Genomic DNA, 21,597 nt, shown 5'->3' with positions numbered 1-21,597 from the left:
AGGGGGCCTTCCCTTTCGTCCACCGGCTGGCCCCTGTACCTCCCTAACGACGAACAGCCGGCCGGGCCGACTGCGTCCCCTCATCTCGCTCGCCGTGCCTGGGCATGGCCTCCTACCCCATGCCCTCCGGGGCCCTTGATGGAAGTTGGACGTGAGACTCATGCTGCCGTTCCGCCGTCGCCTTGCTCCTAGGCTGAGAGCCCGCTTGCTCGGTCGTGTAGCCGTGACCGCCGCGTTCGCTCTCCTGCCCGGCCTGCTCAGCCCAATGACCGGGATGGCCCAGGAAGGGCAGTCGTTGGGAAGGTCGCCAGTTGGCCTTCCCAAGGCACCGGAGCCGGTCTCGGTGAAGACAGTGCCGCTGAAGCCAGTAGAAACGGCCACTTCACGCCTGATAGATCGTCAGGAGAGCGCCAACAAGAAGGCGGCGGAGCGGGCACTGCGCGACCAGGCGGCGACGGTGGCCTGGCCGGCCCCCGCGACCACCACGCTCGTAACTCCCGCCACCGGAACGGCGAAAGGCACTGCGGGATCGCTGCCGGTGTCCGTGACCGCACCCACCACCAAGGCCAAGAAGGCGGCGTCCTCGGTCAAGGTGTCGGTGCTGAGCCGGAAGCAGACCGCCGCGCTCGGTATCAAGGGCGTCGCTCTGACCGTCACGACTCCACCCGGCGGCGGAACGGCCGACCTCGCCGTCGACTACTCCGCGTTCGCGGGCGCCTACGGTGGTGACTGGGCAGGCCGCTTGCAGGTCTTGCGCCTGCCCGACTGCGCCTTGGATCAGCCTGGCAAGGCGTCTTGCCGCAATACAACACCGCTGAAGTACACGAACGAGCGCGGCGCGCAGCGGCTGCGTACCGGTCTCGATTTCAACACCACCGGGGGAGCCGGCGCCGGTGGACAGGTCTTGGTGCTCGCGCTCGCGGCCGGCGAAAAGTCGGGTGGCGGAGACTACAAGGCGACGCCTCTCGCAGCCTCTTCGACCTGGGAGGCGGGCGGTTCTTCGGGCACCTTCACTTGGAACTATCCACTGAAGACGCCGCCGGCAGCCGCCGGTCCCAGCCCCGACCTGGCCATCTCCTACGACTCGGGCAGCATCGACGGACGCACTGCGAACACGAACAACCAGGGCAGCCAAATCGGTGAGGGCTTCGACCTGACCTCCTCGTACGTCGAGCGCAAGTACGGCTCCTGCGACGACGACGGCCAGGAGGACAAGTTCGACCTGTGCTGGAAGTACGACAACGCCTCTCTCGTCCTCAACGGCAAGGCCACCGAGCTGGTCAAGAACGACTCCAACGGCGAATGGCGGCTGAAGAACGACGACGCCTCTGTGGTCACCCACTCCACCGGTGCCGACAACGGCGACGACGGCGACAACGTCTCCGGAGGCAAAGGCGACGGGAAGGGGGAGTACTGGACCGTCATCACCGGCGGCGGTACCAAGTACGTGTTCGGTCTCAACAAGCTCGACGGCGCGGGCAGCGAACGCACCAACAGCGTATGGACCGTCCCGGTGTTCGGCGACGACGACGGTGAACCCGGCTACAGCAGCGGCACTTCGCTCAGCGGACGCTCCAAGACCCAGGCGTGGCGGTGGAATCTCGACTACGTCGAGGACACCCACGGCAACGCCATGAGCTACTGGTACACCGCCGAGACCAACAACTACGACACGCTCGGCGACGACACCACCGGCACCCGGTACACCCGCGGCGGATATCTCACCAAAATCCTCTACGGCCAGCGGGCCCAGGCTCTCTTCTCGGGCACGCCCGCAGCATCGGACCAGGTCACCTTCGCCTACGAGGAACGGTGCATCCGCGACGACGGCTGCGACTCCCTGACCGAGAGCACGAGTCCCCGGTGGCCCGATGTCCCCTTCGACGCGATCTGCGAAGACGGTAAGAAGTGCACCGGCAGTGTGGGCCCGGCCTTCTTCACCCGCAAGCGTCTGACGGGGATCACGACGCATGCCTGGAACGCGGCCCTGACCCCGAGCGCGGGTTTCCAGCCCGTCGACTCCTGGAAGTTGACGCAGAAGTACCAGGACAGCGGTGAGACCGGCGATTCCGCTGACCAGTCGCTGTGGCTCCAGTCCATCCAGCACACCGGCGAGCACGGCGCCCCGTTGTCGATGGATCCGGTCTCCTTCACCAACGAGTTCCTCAAGAACCGCGTCGACGGGGAAAGCGACGACATCCTTCCCCTGGCCAAGCCTCGTCTGACCGGTATCACGAGTGAGACCGGCGCGAAGACCGCCGTCACCTACGCCGCCGCCGACTGTGTCGCCGGCGAAACCATGCCCCGCCTCGACCAGAACACCCGCACGTGCTATCCCGTGCGTTGGATGCCGAACGGGGGCGGGGACGCGATTCTGGACTGGTTCCAGAAGTACCCGGTCACCGCCGTCTCGACCAGCGACCAGACGGGCGCCTCCGGCACCGTCACCGACACCTACCAGTACTCCGGCGGCGGGGCCTGGCACTACGACGACGATCCCATGACGCCGGAAAAGTACCGCACGTGGTCGATCTGGCGCGGCTTCGGCAAGGTCACCCACCTCACCGGCCCTGTGGGTGGCACCCGCAGCAAGACTGTCAGCGTCTACATGCGAGGGATGGACGGCGACCGCCTGCTGAAAGCCGACGGCAAAACGCTCGACCCGGTCGCTCGCAGGAGCGCCCAGGCCACCGGTATCAAGGCGCCTGCCATCACGGATGCCGACCAGTACGCGGGCTTCAGCAGGGAGACGGTCACCTACGACGGTGACAGCGAAGTATCCGGCACCGTCAACGACCCCTGGTCCCGTAAGACGGCCACCCAGCACAAGTCCTACGCCGACATCGAGGCGTACTACGTCCGCACCGGCGCCACCCATTCCCGTACGAACGTCACCGTCACCCAGCCGGTCGACCGCGTCCGGACGGCCATCACCACGTACGACGACTACGGCATGCCGCTGACCGTGGAGGACAAGGGCGACGACGCCGTCACCGGCGACGAGACCTGCACCCGCACGTGGTACGCCCGCGATGCCGCCGCCGGTCTGACGTCGCTGGTCTCCCGCACTCGCGTCACTGCCAAACCTTGCGCCACCGCCGAGAGCGCGCTCGATCTGCCGGCCGGCTCCGCCGCTCCAGGCGACGTCATCTCCGACACCGCGGTGACCTACGACGCGGCTACGGCCTGGACCTCCACCCAGAACCCGACCCTGGGCGAACCCCGGTGGACCGGCCGCGCCGCCGGCTACGACACCGGCGACGCGCCGAGTTGGCAGAAAGTCAGCACCACCACCTTCGACGACCTGGGCAGGCCCCGGATCGTCAAGGACACCAACGACAAACAGATCAGCAGCACCACGTACACCCCGGTCGCCGCCGGCCCCGTCACCGCCACGGCGGTCGCCGACGCCAAGAACTACGCCACCAGCACCGTCATCGACTTCGCCTCGGGCGCGGCCACGAAGGTCACCGACCCCAACTTGAAGATCACGGAGTCCACTTACGACAGCCTCGGCCGCGTCACCCAGACCTGGCTGCCGACCCGGCCGCGTCTGCTGGGCAACATCCCGAACTACAAGTACGCCTACCACCTCTCGCAGGACTCGGCCTCCTGGGTCTCCACCGACACCATCAGACCGACCGCCTCGGGCTACACCACCACCTACACCATTTACGACTCCCTGCTGCGCGCCCGGGAAACGCAGGCGCCTTCGCCGGCCGGCGGGCGCATCGTCAACCTGACCCAATACGACACCCGTGGCCTCGCCAGCTCCACCCTGTCGGACATCTGGGACAAGAGCGCGCCGCCCTCCGGCGACGACCCCGCCACCGTCGAAGGCGGCCAGGCTCCGATGCAGGTGGACACCACCTACGACGGCGCGGCCCGTCCCGTCGCCAGCGAGACCAAGGTGCAGGGAGTCCACCGCTGGACCACGACCACCACGTACCAGGGAGACCGTGTCCTCCAGACGGCTCCCATCGGTGGCCAGGCCACCGCGACTCTGACCAATGCTCTGGGCCAGACCACCGAGAGCCGCGAATTCGCGAGCAACGAGCTCACCGGCTCGTACAACCACACCCGCTACACCTACACGCCCGGCGGCCAGCCGAAGACCGTCACCGCCCACGACACCAGCGTCTGGTCCTACGGCTACGACCTGTTCGGCCGCCAGACCAGCACCACCGACCCGGACAAGGGCACCACCAGCACCCACTACACCAACCTCGACCAGGTCGACTGGACCCAGGACGCCGAAGACCGCAAGCTCTTCTACCAGTACGACGAACTCAGCCGTCAGACGGACCTGTGGCAGGCCGACAAGAGTGTCTCGGCGAACAAACTCACCCACTGGGACTACGACCAACTCGCCAAGGGCCAGCAGGACACCGCCACACGCTATGTCGGCGGAACCGCAGGGCAGGCATACGTCCAGAAGGTTACGAAGTTCGACAACCTGTACCGCGCCACGAGCAACCAGTTGACGCTTCCGGCGACTGATCCGCTGGTGAGCGCCGGTGTCCCGCAGACGCTGACCTTCAGCAGCGCCTACAACGCGGCCGACCAGCTCTCCAGCATCACGGACCCGGCCGTCGCCGGCCTCGCGGCGGAAACCATCACCAATACCTACGACGATCTCAGCTTCCCGAAGACCGTCCGAGGCACCGAGGCGTACCTCGTGGACGCCGGTTACTCCGAACTCGGCGACCCCACCACCCTTACCCTGGGAACCGACTCCATCACCCCCACAGCAAAGAAGGTCTCCCTCAACTACCGCTATGAGAACGGCACCCGGCGCCTGAACCGGTCATTCGTCGCCGACACCAGCGGCAACGTGCCGCAGGACGTCACCTACGCCCAGGACGACGCCGGCAACGTCACCTCCATCAGCGACGCCAGCACCCTCGGCGGCACGGGCAAGACCGACAACCAGTGCTTCCGCTACGACGGATACCGCCGCCTCACCGAAGCGTGGACCCCCAAGACGGCCGACTGCTCCGACACTGGCCGCACTACGGGCAACCTCGGTGGCGCTGCCCCGTACTGGACGTCCTACAGCTACACCACCTCGGGACAGCGCTCCACCGAAACCCAGCACCTGGCCGCCGGCGACCAGGCCACCACCTACGCCTACGGAACCACTACCGGCCAGCCTCACCCCCTGGCCCGCACCACCGGCGCCAAGAACGCCACTTACACGTACGACGACACGGGCAACACCATTAGCCGCCCCGGCGCCACGGCCGCGAACCAGAGCCTCACGTGGAACAGCGAGGACCAACTCGCCGGCCTCACCGAAGGCACCAAGAAGACCGGATACCTCTACGACGCCGCCGGCAACCTCCTCATCCGCCGTGCCACCGGAGACGGCGACACCGTCCTCTACCTCGGCGACATGGAAGTCCGCCTCACGGTCCAGGGCACTACCAAAGCCGTGTCAGGCACCCGCTACTACACCGCCGGCAGCCAGACCGTGGCCGTCCGCACCGCCACGGCGGGAACGACCGGCACTAAACTCAGCTTCCTGGCGAGCGACCCGCACGGAACGGCCAGCCTCGCCCTGGAAGCGGGCACCTTCGCCGCCACCAAGCGCTACACCACCCCCTTCGGCGCACCCCGCGGCACCGCCCCCACCACGTGGCCGGACGACAAAGCCTTCCTCGGCAAACCCGCCGACACCACCACCGGCCTCACTCACGTAGGCGCTCGCGAATACGACCCGACCATCGGCCAGTTCATCAGCGTCGACCCCCTGCTGGAAACCGACAAAGCCCAAACCCTCAACGGCTACAGCTACAGCATCAACAACCCCCTCACCTTTACTGACCCCAGCGGCATGGGCCTGGCTTGCGGAGGTGCTGGCGGCTCAAGCGAAGCATGCCCCCACCGCCCCGACGGCTCTCCCGGTAACGGGCGCCCCAACGAAGCCGTCGACTACAGCAAACCCTGGGTCACCTACCCGCCCACCGGTGACACTGCTGGTACCGCCAGTGGGGAAGGGCAGGACGCTGTGAAGCGCGCTCTTCTCCAACTTGGACCCCAGACAGAAGATCATGGGCAGCTCGGCATTTGGTATATGAGCTTCTTCGGTGTCACGGGAGACACCTACTGGTTCCATCCAGTCAATGACAATGGCAAGACGGTCAATGCCTGTTACGGCCAAGACGCCTGCTCGGCGGCGTATAAGTACCTCCTGGAGACAGGAGACGAGGTAGGAGCCAAGCGGGTTGCGGCTACCTACTGTGTGGACAATGCCGATAAGTGCCTCAACCGAGCAGGTGGTTACGAAAGTATACAAAACGTTCTGCGGGAACTTCCGTTCGCTATTGCTGCCGGAATGGGAGGTGCCGTAAGAGGACTCGGGTCATGTACCAAGTGCTTTCTTGCCGGCACTGAGGTTCTCATGGCCGACGGTACGACCGAGGATATTGAAGACGTCTCGCCGGGTGAAGAAGTGCAGGCCACGGATCCCGAGACCGGAGAGTCGGGGCCCCGCAAGGTCACTCGCCTCATCATCACGGAGGATGACAAACGCTTCAACACTCTCTCGATTGCCACGGATGACGGCATCGAGAAGCTGACGGCCACCTACGAACACCCCTTCTGGTCCCCATCCGTACGCGACTGGGTAGAAGCCGCCGACCTCAAACCAGGCATGACCCTGCTCACCGACGCCGGCACCACGGTGATCGTCACCGCCAACCACGCCTTTACCAAGCATGCCCGCACCTACAACCTGACTGTCGATGACCTGCACACGTACTATGTGCTGGCAGGCCAGACCCCGGTACTCGTTCACAACAGCAACTGCAACTCGCTCACGCGTGCACAGTCTGACGATGTTGCGAATTTCTTGGGGTACACGAAGACCAAAAGGAAATCTGCGGGCGGGGCCCCGATTTGGGAGAACAAGAAGGCTGGAGGTGGTCAACCTCGCTTTATCACCTATGATCGGACCGGGCATAACAAGCAGGCCGTATTCAAGGGTGCCAGCTTCCGTAATCCTTTCCAGTCGACGAAGGATTCGGCTCGGGACGGAACGTATGGGCTGGCTGTCTCCCCGACAGGAGAGGTGTTGGGTCTCAAGTGGCTAGCCAAATGACAGCCGAGCTTGTCGTCAGTCCGAGCGACCAGCACGTACGAGACTCCCTGGCGGAGGCGTCGGCCTGGGGTGCCTACGCGGAGGATTTGCGGAGGCTGCTCAACGTGGTGATCGAGGAATGCCGAGCTGACCGTCTTGAGGTCAGTGAGCTGCTGGTCAGCCAACCGCTCCCTGACCGGTACTGGAGGCTCCGCAACGGGATGCAGGCCAACCCAGCGGAGGCGATAGATCTCGCTGAGCGGATGGCGGCGGGGTTCGGACCGTACTGCCGACTGATCACACCTGGGCGGCTGCGAATCGAGTCGGGATGGGATGGGGCGATCCATCTCTCAATGGATCCGGCGGTAGCCAATTCGCTTACCGGGCTCGCTGGCGACAATCTTTCTCTTGAGTGGCGCGCCTCGGAACCGGATCCTGAGGAGAAGCCAAGACTTGTCGATGACGTCGTGGATGGCGATTTTTGGCGCTCCGTTCGGGCGGCGGCCGATGGGCATGGGCTGGTTCTCTTGTGTGAGCGCTGGGCTCACGGCGCTTACGGCTGCCGATGGTTCCGGGTAACTGCGGGAAATGTAGCGGAGGTCGCACAGGCTGTACGGCCTCGCTCGCTCCTTTGCGTTGTCGCAAACCCGGACCTGCGGCTGAATGCGGGGCTATTGGACGAAGATTTCACTGCGTTCGAAGCTCCGCTCACACCTGGCCAGCTCACTTACCGAGCCCATCCAGGGGGGGCCGATAGTCTCGCCGAAGTAACCGACACGGGATCGTCGTTCATGCTGGCGGATGTGGTCTTGGCTGGGTGGTGTGCCGTGGTCCCTGATTCAGACGGCGTAGTCAGAGCGGCATGGGAGAGCCCTGGCGAAGGGTGAGGCGGGGTTCTCAAGGAATAACTGAGTTGCGATCGAGGCGATCGGCGCTCCCGCTTCGGAGAGCGGCGTTTCGTGAAGCCCCGCCAGGCTGTTCCTGGCGGGGCTTATGGCGCTGGTGACGGGCGACGTCGCGGGGGCTGCGCAGACGGGCGGTTCGTTGCTGTCGTCGGGCCGGTTGCTGGTTTCGGCGGGAGCGGAGGGCGTGGCCGAGGAGTTTCCTGATCCACGACGAGTTCGACGCCCTGTTCCCGCAGCAGCGTGGCGGTCGAGTACCGGAGGTCGTGAAAGCGGATACGGCGGAGGCTGGTGCACGGCCGGCAGAACAGTCGACGGCCGAGACCGACAGAACACAACCGAGTGTCGCAAGAGCTCTGAACCGCTGATCGGCTGCAGCTACACCCACTCAGTCGTTCACGACCACTCCCGCACCGCCTACAGAGAAGTCCTGCTCGACGAAGGCCAGCAACCGCGAGCACCTTCTGGCAACGCGCCCGGACATGTTCTTCACCGGCCACGGCCTCACTGTCGAACGTGTTCTGACAGCGAACGGCACCTGCTTCCATGTCCAATTTTTGCCAAACCCCGAGTACAGCCAGCATCGGTCACAAGCACATCCGCCCCTACCGGCCACAGATCAAAGGCCATCGAGCGCTTCAGGACTGTACGATGCTCGCCCCGCGACGCGGTCGCTACGCATCAGAGGTTGCCCGGCTGGCCGATGGCAGCGTGTGGCGGTGCTCTTGCCCATAAGTGAGGGTGCATGAGCTGCCACTTTGTGGATTCGGTCTGGACGGTGCGGTCGATGTGCCGACGTCAGAACTAGGGTTTCCTGATGTGCTGTCAGAACCGAGTGTCGCTGTTCAGACGGCCTGTTGCTCGCAGATGCGGCGATGGGCTCGTTGGAGTTCGGGTGCGGGGGGTGGTGGGGGCGGGGAAAATTGTTTTGGAGGTGTGTCGATCCGCGGCCGCGCCGTTCGACCTTGGGGTACGAGGAGCGAACGGCGACCTCTTGAGTGAAGGAGACCGACTGTGGCGAAGTACATGCTGATCATGCGGGGCACCGACGAGACCATGGCCACCATGATGGAGACCCCCTTCGAGCAGATGCTGGAGACCGTGGGGCGGTTCAACGACGAGCTGATCAAGGCCGGGGTGCTCGTCGCCGCCGAGGGGCTCGACGATCCCGGTCAGGGCGTGGTGGTCGACTTCGCGACCGAGACGCCGGTGGTCACCGACGGGCCCTACGGCGAGACCAAGGAGCTGTTCGGCGGCTTCTACCTGATCGATGTGGCCTCCAAGGAGGAGGCGGTCGAGTGGGCCAAGCGGCTGCCGTCGATCCCGGGGAGCAAGGTCGAGGTGCGGCGAGTGCCCGGCATCGACGAGTTTCCGCAGGACAACGAGTTCGTCATCAGGGAGCGGGCCTGGCGCGAGCGCACCGGTCAGCTCTGATGCCGCAGGGCGCCGGCGGCCCGCCGATCACCGAGTCGGTACGGCGGGTCGTCGAGGCCGTCTGGCGGATCGAATCCGCCAGGATCGTCGGCGCGCTCGCCCGCTACACCCGGGACTTCGAGCTTGCCGAGGACGTCGCCCAGGAGGCGCTTGCTGAGGCGCTGCTCGTCTGGTCGCGCGACGGTGCCCCGGCCGACCCGGTCGGCTGGCTGCTCGCGACCGCGCGGCGGCGCGCCATCGACGGGTTCCGCCGCCGGTCGGCCCTCGGCGAGCGGTACGCCGTGCTCGCCGGCGCGCTCGACGAGGGTGAGGCGAGTTCGGGCGCGGCGGTTCCGCAGGGCCGGGCGGACGAGCTGCCCTGGGACCCCGACCGGATCGACGACGACGTCCTCGCGCTGATGTTCGTGGCCTGCCATCCGGTGCTCTCGCCCGAAGCCCGGGTGGCCCTGACGCTGCGCGCGGTCGGCGGTCTGACGAGCGAGGAGATCGCCCGCGCCTTTCTGGCGCCCGTACCGACGGTTCAGGCGCGGATCACCCGGGCCAAGAAGACGATCGCGGCGGCGCGGGTGCCGTTCGAGTTGCCGCCCGCCGAGGAACGGCGGGAGCGGCTCGTCGGCGTCCTGGGCGTGTTGTACGTGATCTTCACGGAAGGCTCCACGGCCACGGCCGGGGACTCCCTGCTGCGTACCGACCTGGCCCACGAGGCGATCCGGCTGGCTCGCGTACTGGCCGCACTGCTGCCCGACGAGCCCGAGGTGTACGGGCTCCTCGCCCTGTTCGAGCTGACGTCCGCGCGCTTTCCCGCGCGCACCGGGCCCGACGGCGAGCCGGTGCTCCTGGAGGACCAGGACCGGAAGCTCTGGGACCGGTCCGCGATCCGCCGGGGACTCGCCGCGATCGGCCGTGCCGCGACACTCGGGCGCGGACTGGGTCCTTACGGGCTGCAGGCGGCGATCGCCGCCTGCCATGCGTCGGCGCCTTCGGTGGCGGAGACCGACTGGGAGCGCATCGTGCTGCTCTACGAAGCGCTCGGCCGGGTGGCCCCCTCTCCCGTGGTCGAGCTGAACCGGGCCGTCGCCGTCGCCATGGCCCACGGGCCGGGGCAGGCCCTGGCCATGGTGGACGAACTCGTCGCCACCGACCGGCTGTCGGGGTCCCACCTGCTCCCGAGCGTGCGCGGGGAACTGCTGATCCGCCTCGGCCGGACCGCCGAGGCACGCACGGAGCTGGAACTGGCCGCGCGGCTGTGCCGCAATGCCCGCGAACGGTCGGTGCTGCTGCGTAAGGCCGCCGCGCTGTCGTGACGGTGCGGCTGTCGTGACGGTGCGCTGTAGTGGCGGTGCGCTGTCGTGACGGTGAGCTGTCGTGGCGGTGCGCCGTTGGTCAGGTGGTGACCGTTCTTCCTGCTGTACGGGCGGTACGTCACGCCCGTACAGCAGCGCGGCTGGCCTCCCAGGCCGCCTCGATCATGCGGAAGACCTCGTCCACCGCCGCCTGTGGATCGGCCGACTCGCGGGCCAGCGAGAAGGCGTCGAGCACGAACCGCGCGATCGTCCGGCTCGCCGTCGGGGTCCGGGACAGTTCGGGGTCGGCGGCGATGGCCGCTGCCAGTGCTTCCGCGTGGCGCGCCCGCATCGACTCCTCGTACTTCCGCAGGGCGGGTGACCCGTCGATCATGTGCCAGATCGGGGCGCGGCTGTCCGCCGTGCAATGGGACACCAGCGCCCGGATCTCGCTGCGCAGCGCGGGGATCAGCGGCTCGTGCGGGGCCCGGTCGGTGACCGCTCGCGTCAGGCGTTGCTCGAAGTCCGCGTCCTGCTCGAACACCAGGGCTTCCTTGCCGGCGAAGTGAGAGAAGAGCGTGGTCACGGCCACGTCGGCCTCGGCCGCCACCTCTCGGATGCCCACCGCGTCGTACCCGCGTGCCAGGAAGAGCCGCAGGGCGGTGTCGGCGATCTTCTGGCGGGTCGCTGCCTTCTTGCGCTCACGGCGTCCGGTCGGCTCGGTCATGGGTTGACGCTATCAGGTGTGAATCCGTACCGGTTGTTAAAAGCTAACAGTTAGGGTTACGGTCGGCCGCATGAGGAAAGTGAGCTTCGCCGAGTTCGGCGGTCCGGACGTTCTACGACTGACAGCCGCCGAGGAGCCCCACGCGGGCCCCGGCCAGATACGCGTCGCCGTACGGGCGGCAGGTGTGAACCCCGCCGACTGGCGGGTCCGTGAGGGGCAGGTTCTGAAGGCCCATCCGGTCGAACTGCCCGCCGGTGTCGGCCTGGACGCCGCCGGGGTGGTGGACGAGATCGGCGCGGGCGTCGAAGGGGTCGCGGACGGCGACCGCGTGTTCGGCGAAGGGGCAAGCACCTACGCCGAGTTCGCCGTGCTGTCGGCCTGGGCCCTGATGCCCGAGGGGCTGACCTTCGAGGAGGCGGCCGGGTACCCCTCCGTCGTGGAGACGGCGTTGCGCGTCATCCGCGAGGTCGGTGTGCGGTCCGGACAGACGCTGCTGGTCAGCGGAGCGTCCGGGGGAGTCGGCTCGGCGGTGCTGCAGATCGCCCGCGACCGCGGCATCGCGGTGATCGGCACGGCCGGGGCCGCGAACCAGGACTATCTGCGGAGCTTGGGCGCCCTCGCCACGACGTACGGCGACGGCTGGGTCGAGCGGGTACGGCAGCTCGGCAGTGTCGACGCCGCGCTCGACCTCGCCGGCTCGGGCGTGATCCGCGAACTCGTCGAGCTGACCGGGGACCCGCAGAAGGTGATGTCCATCGCCGATCTGACCGCGCCGGAATTCGGCGTCCGGTTCTCCGGCGTGGCCGGGAGCGTGCCGGAAGCGCTCGCCGAGGCCGCCGCCCTCATCGCGCGGGGAAAGCTGCACATCCCGGTCGAGAAGGCGTACGCCCTGTCCGAGGCGGCGGCGGCGCACACCGACAGCCAGGCAGGTCACACGCGCGGACGCCGCGTCATAGTCGTCTGAGCCGTCAGCCGTCAGCCGTCAGCCGTCAGCCGTCAGCCGTCAGCCGTCAGCCGCTCCCCGCGTGGTCGCGTACTGCGTAACGACCCGGGCCGGTGTCGTCAGATGTGGGACGAGGCGTCCGGCGGGAGGTCGGACGGGGTGGCTCCTGGGGGGCCGAGGACGAGGTCGCCCAGTTCCTCGGCCACCGCGTTGAACAGCTCCACGTCGAGTTGGGTGGCGTCGGTCGCCAGGTGGAGTGGGGTACCGGCCCTGGCGATGATCTCGGCGAAGCCCGCCGGTGACGAGATGTTGAGGGCGCGGGCGCCCTCCGGGCCTGCGGCTATCGCGTGCGGGACGCGCAGGGGGATCGTGTAGAAGTCCCCCGAGCGCAGGGTGACCTTGTTGTCGCCCGCCCATACGGTCAGCGAGCCCGCCGAGACCCAGAGGCGCTCCTCGTACCTGGTGTGGGCGTGCAGCGGGGTGGCGGCTTCGGCGGGCATGAAGGAGTCCGTCATGTCGTGCCGGCCGTCGGTCTCCTCCGCCGAGGTGAGAATGGAAACCCGCAGTTCCTGACCGAGCACGTACTGGCGGTCGGGACGGTCGGGGTTGGTGGACAGGGAGGGGAAGTAGCTCACTCGTCGTCCTTCGATGAGGCTGCACTGTAATGAATAGAGGAACCCTATAGTGAAAGTTGGCCCCGTGGGGAGCAAGGGTGCCGCGCGCCCGGAAGGTGCTCAGCAAGGAGTGGAGCAAAGTGGTCAGCTAGGCGCTCGGGCCGGCGATCCCGGTGGCGTCTCCGCGCCGTCCCCGCAACGGCGCGCCTACCACGCGCCCCGCCGTACGAAGGCGGCTGCGCAGACCCGGGAGGCGATCCTTGACGCCGCGACGCGGCTCTTCCTCGACCACGGGTACGCCGGCGTCACCGTCGCGCAGATCGCCCGGGAAGCGGGTGCCGCCGTTCCCACGGTGTACGCCAGCACCGGCGGCAAGGGCGCCATCCTGACGATTCTCATCGTGGACGGTCTGCGGAACTCCGCATCCGCCGAGGCGCTTGCCGCCGTGCGCGGGACCGGGGTGCCGCGCGAAGCGCTCACCGCCGCCGCCCGTGGCACGCGCCTCGACAACGAGCGGCACCACCGTATCGTCCGGGTCATGGTCAGTGCGGCGCAGGCGGACGAGCACGCCGCCGCCGCTCTCGTCCGTACGAATCACGCGTACCGGGAGGGCCTCGCCGCCGTGACGCGCCGGCTCGTCGAACTGGACGCGCTGCGGCCCGGTCTGACGTCCGCACGTGCCACGGACATCCTCTGGTACTACCTCGGCCACCACTCCTGGCATGAACTCGCCGTCGGGCAAGGGTGGTCCTGGGACGCCGCCGAGGAGTGGCTCGCGCAGCAGGTCACGACGGCTCTTCTCGCTGATGCGGGTTCCGCGTCCGGCAGTTGACGGCATTGCCGGGCCCGCGATCACAGCGCCTGGAGCTGCTGGAGCATCTGCAGGGAGTCGGAGTTGAGCCAGTACTCGACGAACTTGCCGTCCCGTACGAGCAGTGTGTCGGTGCCGGTGAAGGTGACCACGGTGCCGAGTGCGGCCTTGGCGCCGGGGAAGCCGCCGCCGTACGTGCCCCTGGCCGACCAGCGCACGGACAAGTAGGCGCCGTCGATCAGCGGGGGGACCTCGATGGTGAACTCCAGGTCGGGGAAGGCCGAGCGGCTGTGCAGGACCCAGGCCACCAGGCCGTGGGCACCCCGGATGGAGCTGCTGTCGCCGCCCTGGATGAGGGCGGTGTGAAGGCGGAAGTCGTCCGAGACGATTTCCGGCGCCAGGGCGTCCTCGCCGTTCCAGAGCCTGAGCCAGGCGTCGAGCAGGGACTTCAGGTCGGTGGCGATGGTCAGGTCGGTGGTCATGGTGGTGCCTCCCGGGTCAGGTGCCTGGTGGCGGCGGCGAGGAGCGCCGCTCCGAACTTACGGTCGTAAGACTACGCATGTAACTCTTGAGTTCGCAAGGCGCCCCGCTCATCAACTTCAGTGCGTAAGGTTAGGGCTGTTAATGGGGGTGTGGTGACGGATCTGCCCTGGTCATACGCCTCGGGCGCCGGTGGCGAGGCCGTTGAAGGTGGTCCGGCCCCACTGGGAGGTGCAGTCGACCGATACGCCGTCCGGCAGGAGCCGCTCACTGAGTCGCAGGATCCTCGCTCGCAGGGCCCGTCGGCTCATCGGCTCGCCCGCCGTGCCCAGCAGGAGGCACAGTTCGTGGCAACACCACGGCCGCGCCGCTGTGCGCAGCAGGTCGAACAGCACCCGTTGGGTGCCCTGGCGCGGGCGGAGTGAGCGGCACCGCGGCGAATCCACCGGACGACGCTGTCGCGGTGCGGACCCCATGTCGAGCCAGCGCCTCTCGGCGAGGATTCGCCCGGCCAGCTCGCGGGGGTCGGTGTCCCGTGGGATGACGTTGGCGGCGCCGGCCAGCAGCAGATCCACGGAGTCCGTCCGGTCCGGTATCAGCACTACCACGGACGACAAGTGGCTGAGCGCGCTGACGCGTTGCTCCAGATCCTCGTGCCACCGCTGACCTGGCACATCCAGGACGGTCAGGGGAGTGCGGACCTTCCGCAGCAGTGTGGCGTAAGCCCGTTCGGAGCCCCAGGCGTGGCTCAGCGCGGGCAGTACGTGCTGACTGCGCATGGTACGAAGCAGAGTTGACGTCTGCTCGCGCTGGAGGGAGAGCACGACATGCACGGGATAGCTGAACTGCCCCTCGACGGGGGCCGCATGCGTGATTTCTTGGCTCAACGCAGTAATAGGCATCGCAATTTCTCTGCCTCAGACCTCTCGTGTGAGTGGTCGACATTACTGAGCGCGACGCCCGAATCCTCAGGCTGAGCACTGGTTGGCCATCAAGTGAGCACAATCGCGACGGCGGTGGGCGCGGAGGGGTCGCCGTAGTGACCGGCCCCACAGTGAGCGGACATTATCGTCTGATATATCTGTGCGGACGATTGGCCCACTCGGTAGGGTCAATATGGGGCCATGAGGATAGGTAGTAGCGACTGACCGCCCGTCACGGCGGCCTTCCGATCATCCAGGGGACGACACATGAGGCGTTGGGTCTCCCACCTCTTCCGCCCGCGCGGCGGGCCGTCCGGCAGACCGTCCGGCGGACCGTCCGGCGGGAGCCCCCGTCAGGCCGCCGGTGCGCCGCCCGTCGAGGACGTCGACGGTGTTTTCCTGGTGCGGTCGGTGGACGACGACTCCATCCCGATCGCCACCCTGGCCGAAGTGGCGTACGCCTTCGCCGCCGAGGACGACATCGTCACCGTGCTGGTCGGCTCGGGCGACAGTGGGCAGGGCGGTGGCGGGCAGGGCGGTGGCGGGCAAGGGGGCGGCGGCCACTGGTCGCGGCTGGCCGGACTTCTCGACTCGCTGCGCGCGCGGGGCACCAGCCGGGTCCGGCTCGTCCTGTCCGGTGCGGGAGACGACCGGCCCGACCGCCCCAGCGTCGCCCGCCGGATCGCCGACGCCTGGGAGTTGGAGGTGTTCGCGCCGGACGGTCTTGTGCTCGTCACTCCCGGTGGCACTCTTTTCGTCGGCGGCGACTCGCGCCCCGGCGGCGCCTGGTGGCGCTTCGCCCCCGGCGAGACACCGAGGAAACTCGGCCCCCGCGCCCCGGCACCCGCCTGGCAGGCGGCCGTCAGCGGGGTCCCGCAGCGCACCGCGGGCGGCTGCGTGGTGGAGCAGATACCGGCAGGCGTGCTGATACGTCCTGCCGACGCCCCCCGGCCGCGCCCCGACAACCTGTGTTTCGCGGTGCCCCTCGACGCCGAACACACCACCGTCCTGGTCGGTGCCCCGCAGGCGGAGGACGTCGCCGCCGACGAGGTGGCCGCCGTGCTGACGGCCCTGCCCGCCGAACACCGCTCCCGCGCCCGCCTCGCGCCTGGTGGCCGCCGTGACCTCCTGCGACTCGGCCATACGGTCGCGGACATGCTGGACAGCGCGGTTGAGGTCCTGACGGGCCTACCGCTGCTCGTCGACCACGCACCGCCCGGAGCCGTCCCCCGGCCGTCCCTGATCGGCTTCGACGGGGAACCGAGCTGGCAGCCCTACGTCACGTCCGTGGCCTGCCTGCCGGCCGACGCGCAGGGCAGAACTCCCGTTCCCCTGCTGCTCGGCAGCCACCCGCCCGCCTGGCTCCCCGGCGGTACGGAACCGGGCACCGTACGGCTCACGGACCACTGGCAGGCCACGGTGACCCGGTCCGGGCTCGCCCTGTGGGCACGCGGCGGCCCCCGCCCGCCGCTCGCGGGAGCGGCCGTGGACCCGGAGAGCTGCGTCATCGAACTCGGCTTCCCCGGGCAGCACTTGGACGCGTCGCTGCTGCCCGCGCTGGCCGGGCTGCTGACCGGTCTCGGCGCCACGGCGCGGGCCAGGACCACGCTGCTGGTACGGGGCCGACTCACCGGCGGCGAGGGCGGGTTGCGACGACTGGCGGCCGAACACGGCGTACGCGGCATCCGTTACGTCACGGCCGCGCGACCCGGCGGTCCCGTACCCCCCTGGCCCGCCCCGCGCCGCCCAGGACCGGCGCCGGGTCTGCCCGCGTCGGCGTCCGCACCCGCTCCCGGCGTCGTACGCGCACCCGGTGTCGTACGCGCACCCGCTCCCGTACGCGCACCCGGTGCCGTACGACCGCCCGCTGTACGACCGCTTGCCGAACTGCCGCCCGCCATACGGCCGGCCGCCGAACTGCCGCCCGCAGCAAGGTTTCCTGCCGTCAGTGGGTCAGCCGGTACGCGGGTGGCATCGCGTCCGGAAGCACATACGGAGGCACGTACGGAACCACGTACCGGCCCGCCTGCCGCACCGCGTACGGTGTCGGCGCGCCAACCGGTACCCGTCGGCGCGCTCACCGACGGTGTCTCGTCCCCGGCCGTGGACGAAGCCGCCGACGGGAAGCTCGTCCGTCCGTCCTCACCTGCCGCTCCGACGTCCCCGGGTGGCCAATCTCCCATCCTCCCCGGGCATGTCAGTGACGCGGCCGAACGAGCGGCGTTCCGTGAGTTCGCCGGGGGCGGCTGGGATCGGCATGCCGCCGCCGTGTCCCGGCTGCTCAGCCGGATGCCCGCGCTGCGCGGTCATGAACTGGACGCGGGACGCACCGACCTCGTCGCCGTGCACGCCTATCTGACCGCAGGCGAAGGTCCGTTGCACCACCGCGCGTTGGTGAGCGGCCTGCGCGCGGGGGAGGGGCACCTGCTGCCCTACGCCGGATGTGTGACGTCCGCGCTGCGCACCCTGCCCTCCTACCGGGGCGTGGTCCTGCGCGGTGGTACGGCGGACAGTCCCGAGCCCGAGACCGGCGACCTGCTCCAAGACCCGGCGCCGGTCAGCGGGTTGGCCCTGGGCTCCGAGCTGCCCGGCGGAACTCCCGTGCGGTACGCCATCTGGTCCGCCACCGGGCGGAAGGTCCGCGCTCTGACTGAACCGGCGGACAACGCCTCGGACGCGAACGACGAGATCGTCTTCGCGCCGGGCACCGGATTCCGGGTGCTGGGGAGTTGGACCCCGCCCGAACGGCCCGCCGCCGAGCCCTCCGCCGGGCCCTCCGTCGTGCTCCTCCGGGAGCTTCCCGGGTACGCCACCGCGTACATGGACGGGACGCAGGAACTGAGCGGGCGGGACCTCAAGGCGCGCACTCAGCTCACGGACGCGCTTGCCGCAGGGCTGCCCGGTGGCGAGGGCCCGAGCTGGCCCGAGCGCTGCGTCGGGTCCGTCGGCGGCCACCGCACGCCACGAGCCACCGTACGACCGACCACCCACCAGGCCGAAGCCGAAGGGGCGCAATGAGCAGTCGTCAGACCCGACCCGGTCTCGAAGGACCCGCGCGCAGGCCCCCGGCGGGCGTCGGCGGTTCGTCGTCGGTGCGCAGAGCCGTCACGCTGGGGCCGGTGGTGTCCGGGCCGGGGGCGGAACTGACCCCCGCCGTACCGCCGTCGACCGGTACGGTCCGGGGCGCGGACCAGGAGGCGGTACGGCCGCCGGCCGCGGCTTCGGCCCGCGCATCGGCGCCCTCGGCCGACGGACCGCCCTCCGAGCACTCCCGGAAGCCGCTGCTTGCCGCTGCGGGCATCGTGGGTGTGGCTCTCCTCGCCGTGCCCCTGGTGGTCTGGGCGGTCGGCGACAGCGGGCAGAAGAAGGACAACGTGTCGACGGCGGCCGGCGCCGAAAACCGCCTCGCCGGTGCGCTCTTGGCCACCTCGGCGCCCGTAACCCCGGCCGAGAAGCCCAAGGCCACGCCCGCCAAGAGGCACACCCCCAAGAAGCACACCCCCAAGAAGCACACCACCAAGCCGTCACCGACATCGAAGTCCGAACCGAAGTCCGAACCGAAGCCCGGACCCCAGGTCGTATCCAAGGTCGACGCCAAGGCCGATCCCCAGGTCGACCCCAAGGTCGTGGCCGAGAAGCCGGCCGCGGCGCCGCACCCGGCGACCAGGTCGAGCCCGTCGGCGACGAAGAAGCCCGCCCCCTACGTCGGTCCCGGCCCGCAGATGCCGACGGACAGATCCGCTGCGGCCAAGGTCCTGCGACTGGCGGCGCGCGACCCGGGCCGGCACATCTGCTACCGGGTCTACGTGAAGACATTCGGCTGGCAGTCCGCGGTCTGCGACGGCACAACGGCCGGCTCGGACGTGGACAGCCGGAGCGTCAAGGCCATTCAGATCGCCGTGTCCGGTACCAGCGGCACCTCCGCCACCGCCTACATCCAGGCCAAGGGGTGGGTGAAGAAGCCATGGATGACCGTGGCGGACGGCAGCAATCTCACCCTGGGCGAGGCCAGGCAGGGCGCACCGAACCTGTCTGGCTTCGGCATCAGCGTCGGCAAGGGCAACATCTGCCAGAACACGTACAGCAGAAGGGGTCCGTGGCAGGGCCACGCCTGTGACACCCCGCAGACCGCCAACAACTACATCTTCGGCGGGACCATGGACGTGACGCGCTGGCTCGACGCGGTGCGGTTCACCGTGTGACTCCCAAGAGGGCAAGCGAGCACCCGCGTTGCGGCACCGGCACCGGCACCGGCACCGGCACCGACCCCGGCCCCGGCACCGGCACCATGGCACCGGTCAGCGCGGGACCGCTCCGTACAGCTCCCGCTCCCGCAGCAACTGCGCCGCCGTGGTCAGCGCGGTGGTCAGCCGGCGCCGGTAGGTGCTGAAGGACAGCGCTGCCCGGTTCGCCGCGGCCTGCTGGCTGCGCGGTCCGCTCAGATACGTGATCTCCAGTACGTCGCCCAACTGCCGCCGTCCGGGCTGCGATCGCAACTGCGTCACCGTCTCCGTCAGCACCTTGCGCAGCCCTTCGGCGTCCGCGCCCGGTGCCACCAGCCGGGTGCCCAGCAGGGCGCTCTCCGCGAGCTGCCGCGGGTCGAGCAGACTTCGGTAGGCGTCCTTGACCGCGTTCACGAACTCCGGCCAGGGCATGGCGGGTTCGGCCACGACAGTGACCGGGACGGGGGCGACCGACGACTCGTCGGTCAGCAGCCGCCCGCGTACCGCCGCCGCCCAGTGGTCGAACGGCGCGCTGCGCCAGTCCTGTACGAACGGCAACACCCGCTCGCCGTCCGGTCCTTCGGCCGGTACGGCACGCTGCTGCCCGTACAGGTCGAGCAGCGCGGCCAGCCCCTGCTGGTGCCGCGCCGTGCAGGTCCAGCTCATCGCCAGGCCGGGTGTGGTCGCCCACAGGGTGGTCAGTGCGAAACCGGCAGCCGCGGCGCTGCCGGTGCTCCAACGCCCCAGCAGCAGCCGCTCGCTGCGGCGCAGCGGTGACCGCTCTGCCGCGTACGCCAGCGCGGCGCGCGCCACCGGGTCGCCGGGCAGTCCGATGGCGTCCGGTTCGAGGCAGAGTGCGGTGAGTGTGCCGCTGAACCCGCCGCGGCCGTCCTCGGCGACGGTGAAGGCGGCCGGTTGCTGGTCCCACCACTGCCGGGCCAGTTCGCCCGCCGCGTCGCCGTGTTCCTTCCCGATCGCGGCCAGCACCTCGTCCCGGTCGTCCGGTTGGGCGGCGCGCAGCCGGAGCCGGTCCGTACCGTGCCAGTCCACCGCTTCGCACGCGGCGCGGCTGGTCCTGCCCAGGTAGGCCAGCCCCGCTCCGAGCGCCCAGCGGTTGCCGGTGCGCCGCGCCAACTGCCCGGCCAGGTGCGAGTGCAGCCTGCGGAACAGCCGTTCGTACGCCGATGGATCGCGCCAGCGCAGATCGACGAGCAGGGCTTCCCGTACCAACTCGTGCGGGACCAGCCCCTCGGCGGTGCTGCGGACGAACGACAGCCCGCACAGCCAGGTGCAGAGCCTGCGGGCCTCGGCCGACGGCACCTCCAGGGCGTGCCGCAGCAGTTCCTCGGTGGTGACCCGGGCCAGTGCCAGTACGTGCAGGGCGTCGGCCCTGGCGAGTGTCACACTCTCGCGCAGCAGCAGTTGGAGCAGTTCGCCGACCAGGTCGGGGGAGTCGCGCAGCTCCCAGCCCGGGTGCGGCTCGACGGCTTCGGCGGCGCGTTCCCGGGCGTCGGCGAAGAGCGCCAGAGCCAACGGCAGGCCGTGTGCGGCCCGTACGATGTCGGGGACGGCCGCCTCCGGCACATCCCGGTTGCGCAGCAGCGTCGCCGCCTCGGCGTCGTCCATGCAGCGCAGCTCCACACTGCGCAGGGCTTGCCACCACTGCGTGTCGGTGCGCCACTCGGCGGCGGGGGGCCGCCGGCTGCCGACCACGAGCAGCAGATGCGCGGGCATCCGGGGCAGGAATTCGTCGCGCAGCCACTGCTCCAGCGGTCCGAGTGCTTCCCCGCCGTCGATCAGCAGCAACTGCGCTTCCTCCGGCGGCCCTTGTGCCTCCAGGGCGGCCAGGAACGCTTCCGGCGCCGGGTCCGTGACCCGCATGTCGACCGTACGGACCGTCCTGCCGCAGGTCGTCGCCGCCTCGTCGGCGAAGCGGTGCAGCAGGCTGCTCTTGCCGATGCCGCCCATGCCGTGCAGCCACACCACGAAGCAGCCGCGCCGGTCGCTGAGCAGCAGCTCCCGCAGCAGCCGCAGTTCGGCGACCCGGCCGGTGAACACCCGTCGCCGGCGCGCCGCCAGCGCGTACCCGTGGGAGTCGACCGGCATGGGGGTGGGGGATATCCGCATCGACCGTCCTCCCGACGACACATTACTGCCTACTCTGGTAGGCCGATGT

At 69.1% G+C, this 21,597-nt stretch carries 12 protein-coding genes; 7 read left to right on the top strand and 5 right to left on the bottom strand.

Annotation, left to right across the window (positions count from 1 at the left end):
- Nucleotides 1-160 precede the first annotated feature (160 nt).
- The 3 genes from ACZ63I_RS12795 to ACZ63I_RS12785 all read left to right on the top strand — a co-directional run bounded on the left by ACZ63I_RS12795 (nucleotide 161) and on the right by ACZ63I_RS12785 (nucleotide 10,721).
- Nucleotides 161-7,102, top strand: a complete 6,942-nt coding sequence (locus tag ACZ63I_RS12795) for a polymorphic toxin-type HINT domain-containing protein (protein WP_469338368.1) — start codon at nucleotides 161-163, stop codon at nucleotides 7,100-7,102.
- 1,895 nt (nucleotides 7,103-8,997) lie between these two features.
- Nucleotides 8,998-9,417, top strand: a complete 420-nt coding sequence (locus ACZ63I_RS12790) for a YciI family protein (protein WP_469338077.1) — start codon at nucleotides 8,998-9,000, stop codon at nucleotides 9,415-9,417.
- Nucleotides 9,417-10,721, top strand: a complete 1,305-nt coding sequence (locus tag ACZ63I_RS12785) for an RNA polymerase sigma factor (RefSeq protein ID WP_469338075.1) — start codon at nucleotides 9,417-9,419, stop codon at nucleotides 10,719-10,721. The genes ACZ63I_RS12790 and ACZ63I_RS12785 overlap by 1 nt, the downstream gene beginning before the upstream one ends.
- 118 nt (nucleotides 10,722-10,839) lie before the next feature.
- Here the strand turns inward: ACZ63I_RS12785 and ACZ63I_RS12780 are convergent, their stop codons facing one another.
- On the bottom strand, nucleotides 10,840-11,427 hold the full coding sequence (locus tag ACZ63I_RS12780; protein WP_469338074.1) for a TetR/AcrR family transcriptional regulator: 588 nt from the start codon (nucleotides 11,425-11,427) through the stop codon (nucleotides 10,840-10,842).
- 70 nt (nucleotides 11,428-11,497) lie between these two features.
- Between ACZ63I_RS12780 and ACZ63I_RS12775 the strand changes: the two genes are divergently transcribed.
- Nucleotides 11,498-12,391, top strand: coding sequence for an NADP-dependent oxidoreductase (locus ACZ63I_RS12775; RefSeq protein WP_469338073.1), 894 nt, complete (start codon nucleotides 11,498-11,500; stop codon nucleotides 12,389-12,391).
- Between the two features lie 98 nt (nucleotides 12,392-12,489).
- Here the strand turns inward: ACZ63I_RS12775 and ACZ63I_RS12770 are convergent, their stop codons facing one another.
- A complete protein-coding gene (locus tag ACZ63I_RS12770; RefSeq protein WP_469338071.1) occupies nucleotides 12,490-13,005 on the bottom strand; it encodes a cupin domain-containing protein in 516 nt (171 codons plus the stop codon).
- 109 nt (nucleotides 13,006-13,114) lie between these two features.
- Between ACZ63I_RS12770 and ACZ63I_RS12765 the strand changes: the two genes are divergently transcribed.
- A complete protein-coding gene (locus tag ACZ63I_RS12765) occupies nucleotides 13,115-13,816 on the top strand; it encodes a TetR/AcrR family transcriptional regulator (RefSeq protein ID WP_469338069.1) in 702 nt (233 codons plus the stop codon).
- 20 nt (nucleotides 13,817-13,836) lie between these two features.
- Here ACZ63I_RS12765 and ACZ63I_RS12760 read toward each other — a convergent pair whose 3' ends face one another.
- Together ACZ63I_RS12760 and ACZ63I_RS12755 are read right to left on the bottom strand one after the other, a co-directional pair.
- A complete protein-coding gene (locus tag ACZ63I_RS12760) occupies nucleotides 13,837-14,277 on the bottom strand; it encodes an ester cyclase (RefSeq protein ID WP_469338067.1) in 441 nt (146 codons plus the stop codon).
- Between the two features lie 171 nt (nucleotides 14,278-14,448).
- Entirely contained in the window at nucleotides 14,449-15,162 is a 714-nt protein-coding gene (locus tag ACZ63I_RS12755; protein ID WP_469338066.1) for a hypothetical protein, read from the bottom strand.
- A 303-nt stretch (nucleotides 15,163-15,465) separates the two neighbouring features.
- On the opposite strand from ACZ63I_RS12755, the gene ACZ63I_RS12750 reads away from it, so the two are divergent.
- On the top strand, nucleotides 15,466-18,216 hold the full coding sequence (locus ACZ63I_RS12750; RefSeq protein WP_469338064.1) for a hypothetical protein: 2,751 nt from the start codon (nucleotides 15,466-15,468) through the stop codon (nucleotides 18,214-18,216).
- A complete protein-coding gene (locus ACZ63I_RS12745; RefSeq protein WP_469338063.1) occupies nucleotides 18,213-19,400 on the top strand; it encodes a hypothetical protein in 1,188 nt (395 codons plus the stop codon). Before ACZ63I_RS12750 ends, ACZ63I_RS12745 begins: the two co-directional genes overlap by 4 nt.
- A 96-nt stretch (nucleotides 19,401-19,496) precedes the next feature.
- Here the strand turns inward: ACZ63I_RS12745 and ACZ63I_RS12740 are convergent, their stop codons facing one another.
- Nucleotides 19,497-21,548, bottom strand: coding sequence for a hypothetical protein (locus ACZ63I_RS12740; protein WP_469338061.1), 2,052 nt, complete (start codon nucleotides 21,546-21,548; stop codon nucleotides 19,497-19,499).
- Nucleotides 21,549-21,597 lie beyond the last annotated feature (49 nt).

Source organism: Streptomyces sp. NPDC087906 (genome assembly GCF_055584925.1).
The sequence above is the reverse complement of the archived record's forward strand: the minus strand, read 5'-3'. Positions and strand labels throughout refer to the sequence as shown.

Excerpts from the sequence above, each read along its gene's own strand:
- ACZ63I_RS12745 (WP_469338063.1), top strand. The coding sequence starts at position 18,213 with ATGAGCAGTCGTCAGACCCGACCCGGTCTCGAAGGACCCGCGCGCAGG.
- ACZ63I_RS12795 (WP_469338368.1), top strand. The coding sequence starts at position 161 with ATGCTGCCGTTCCGCCGTCGCCTTGCTCCTAGGCTGAGAGCCCGCTTG.
- ACZ63I_RS12750 (WP_469338064.1), top strand. The coding sequence starts at position 15,466 with ATGAGGCGTTGGGTCTCCCACCTCTTCCGCCCGCGCGGCGGGCCGTCC.
- ACZ63I_RS12780 (WP_469338074.1), bottom strand. The coding sequence starts at position 11,427 with ATGACCGAGCCGACCGGACGCCGTGAGCGCAAGAAGGCAGCGACCCGC.
- ACZ63I_RS12740 (WP_469338061.1), bottom strand. The coding sequence starts at position 21,548 with ATGCGGATATCCCCCACCCCCATGCCGGTCGACTCCCACGGGTACGCG.
- ACZ63I_RS12760 (WP_469338067.1), bottom strand. The coding sequence starts at position 14,277 with ATGACCACCGACCTGACCATCGCCACCGACCTGAAGTCCCTGCTCGAC.
- ACZ63I_RS12785 (WP_469338075.1), top strand. The coding sequence starts at position 9,417 with ATGCCGCAGGGCGCCGGCGGCCCGCCGATCACCGAGTCGGTACGGCGG.
- ACZ63I_RS12775 (WP_469338073.1), top strand. The coding sequence starts at position 11,498 with ATGAGGAAAGTGAGCTTCGCCGAGTTCGGCGGTCCGGACGTTCTACGA.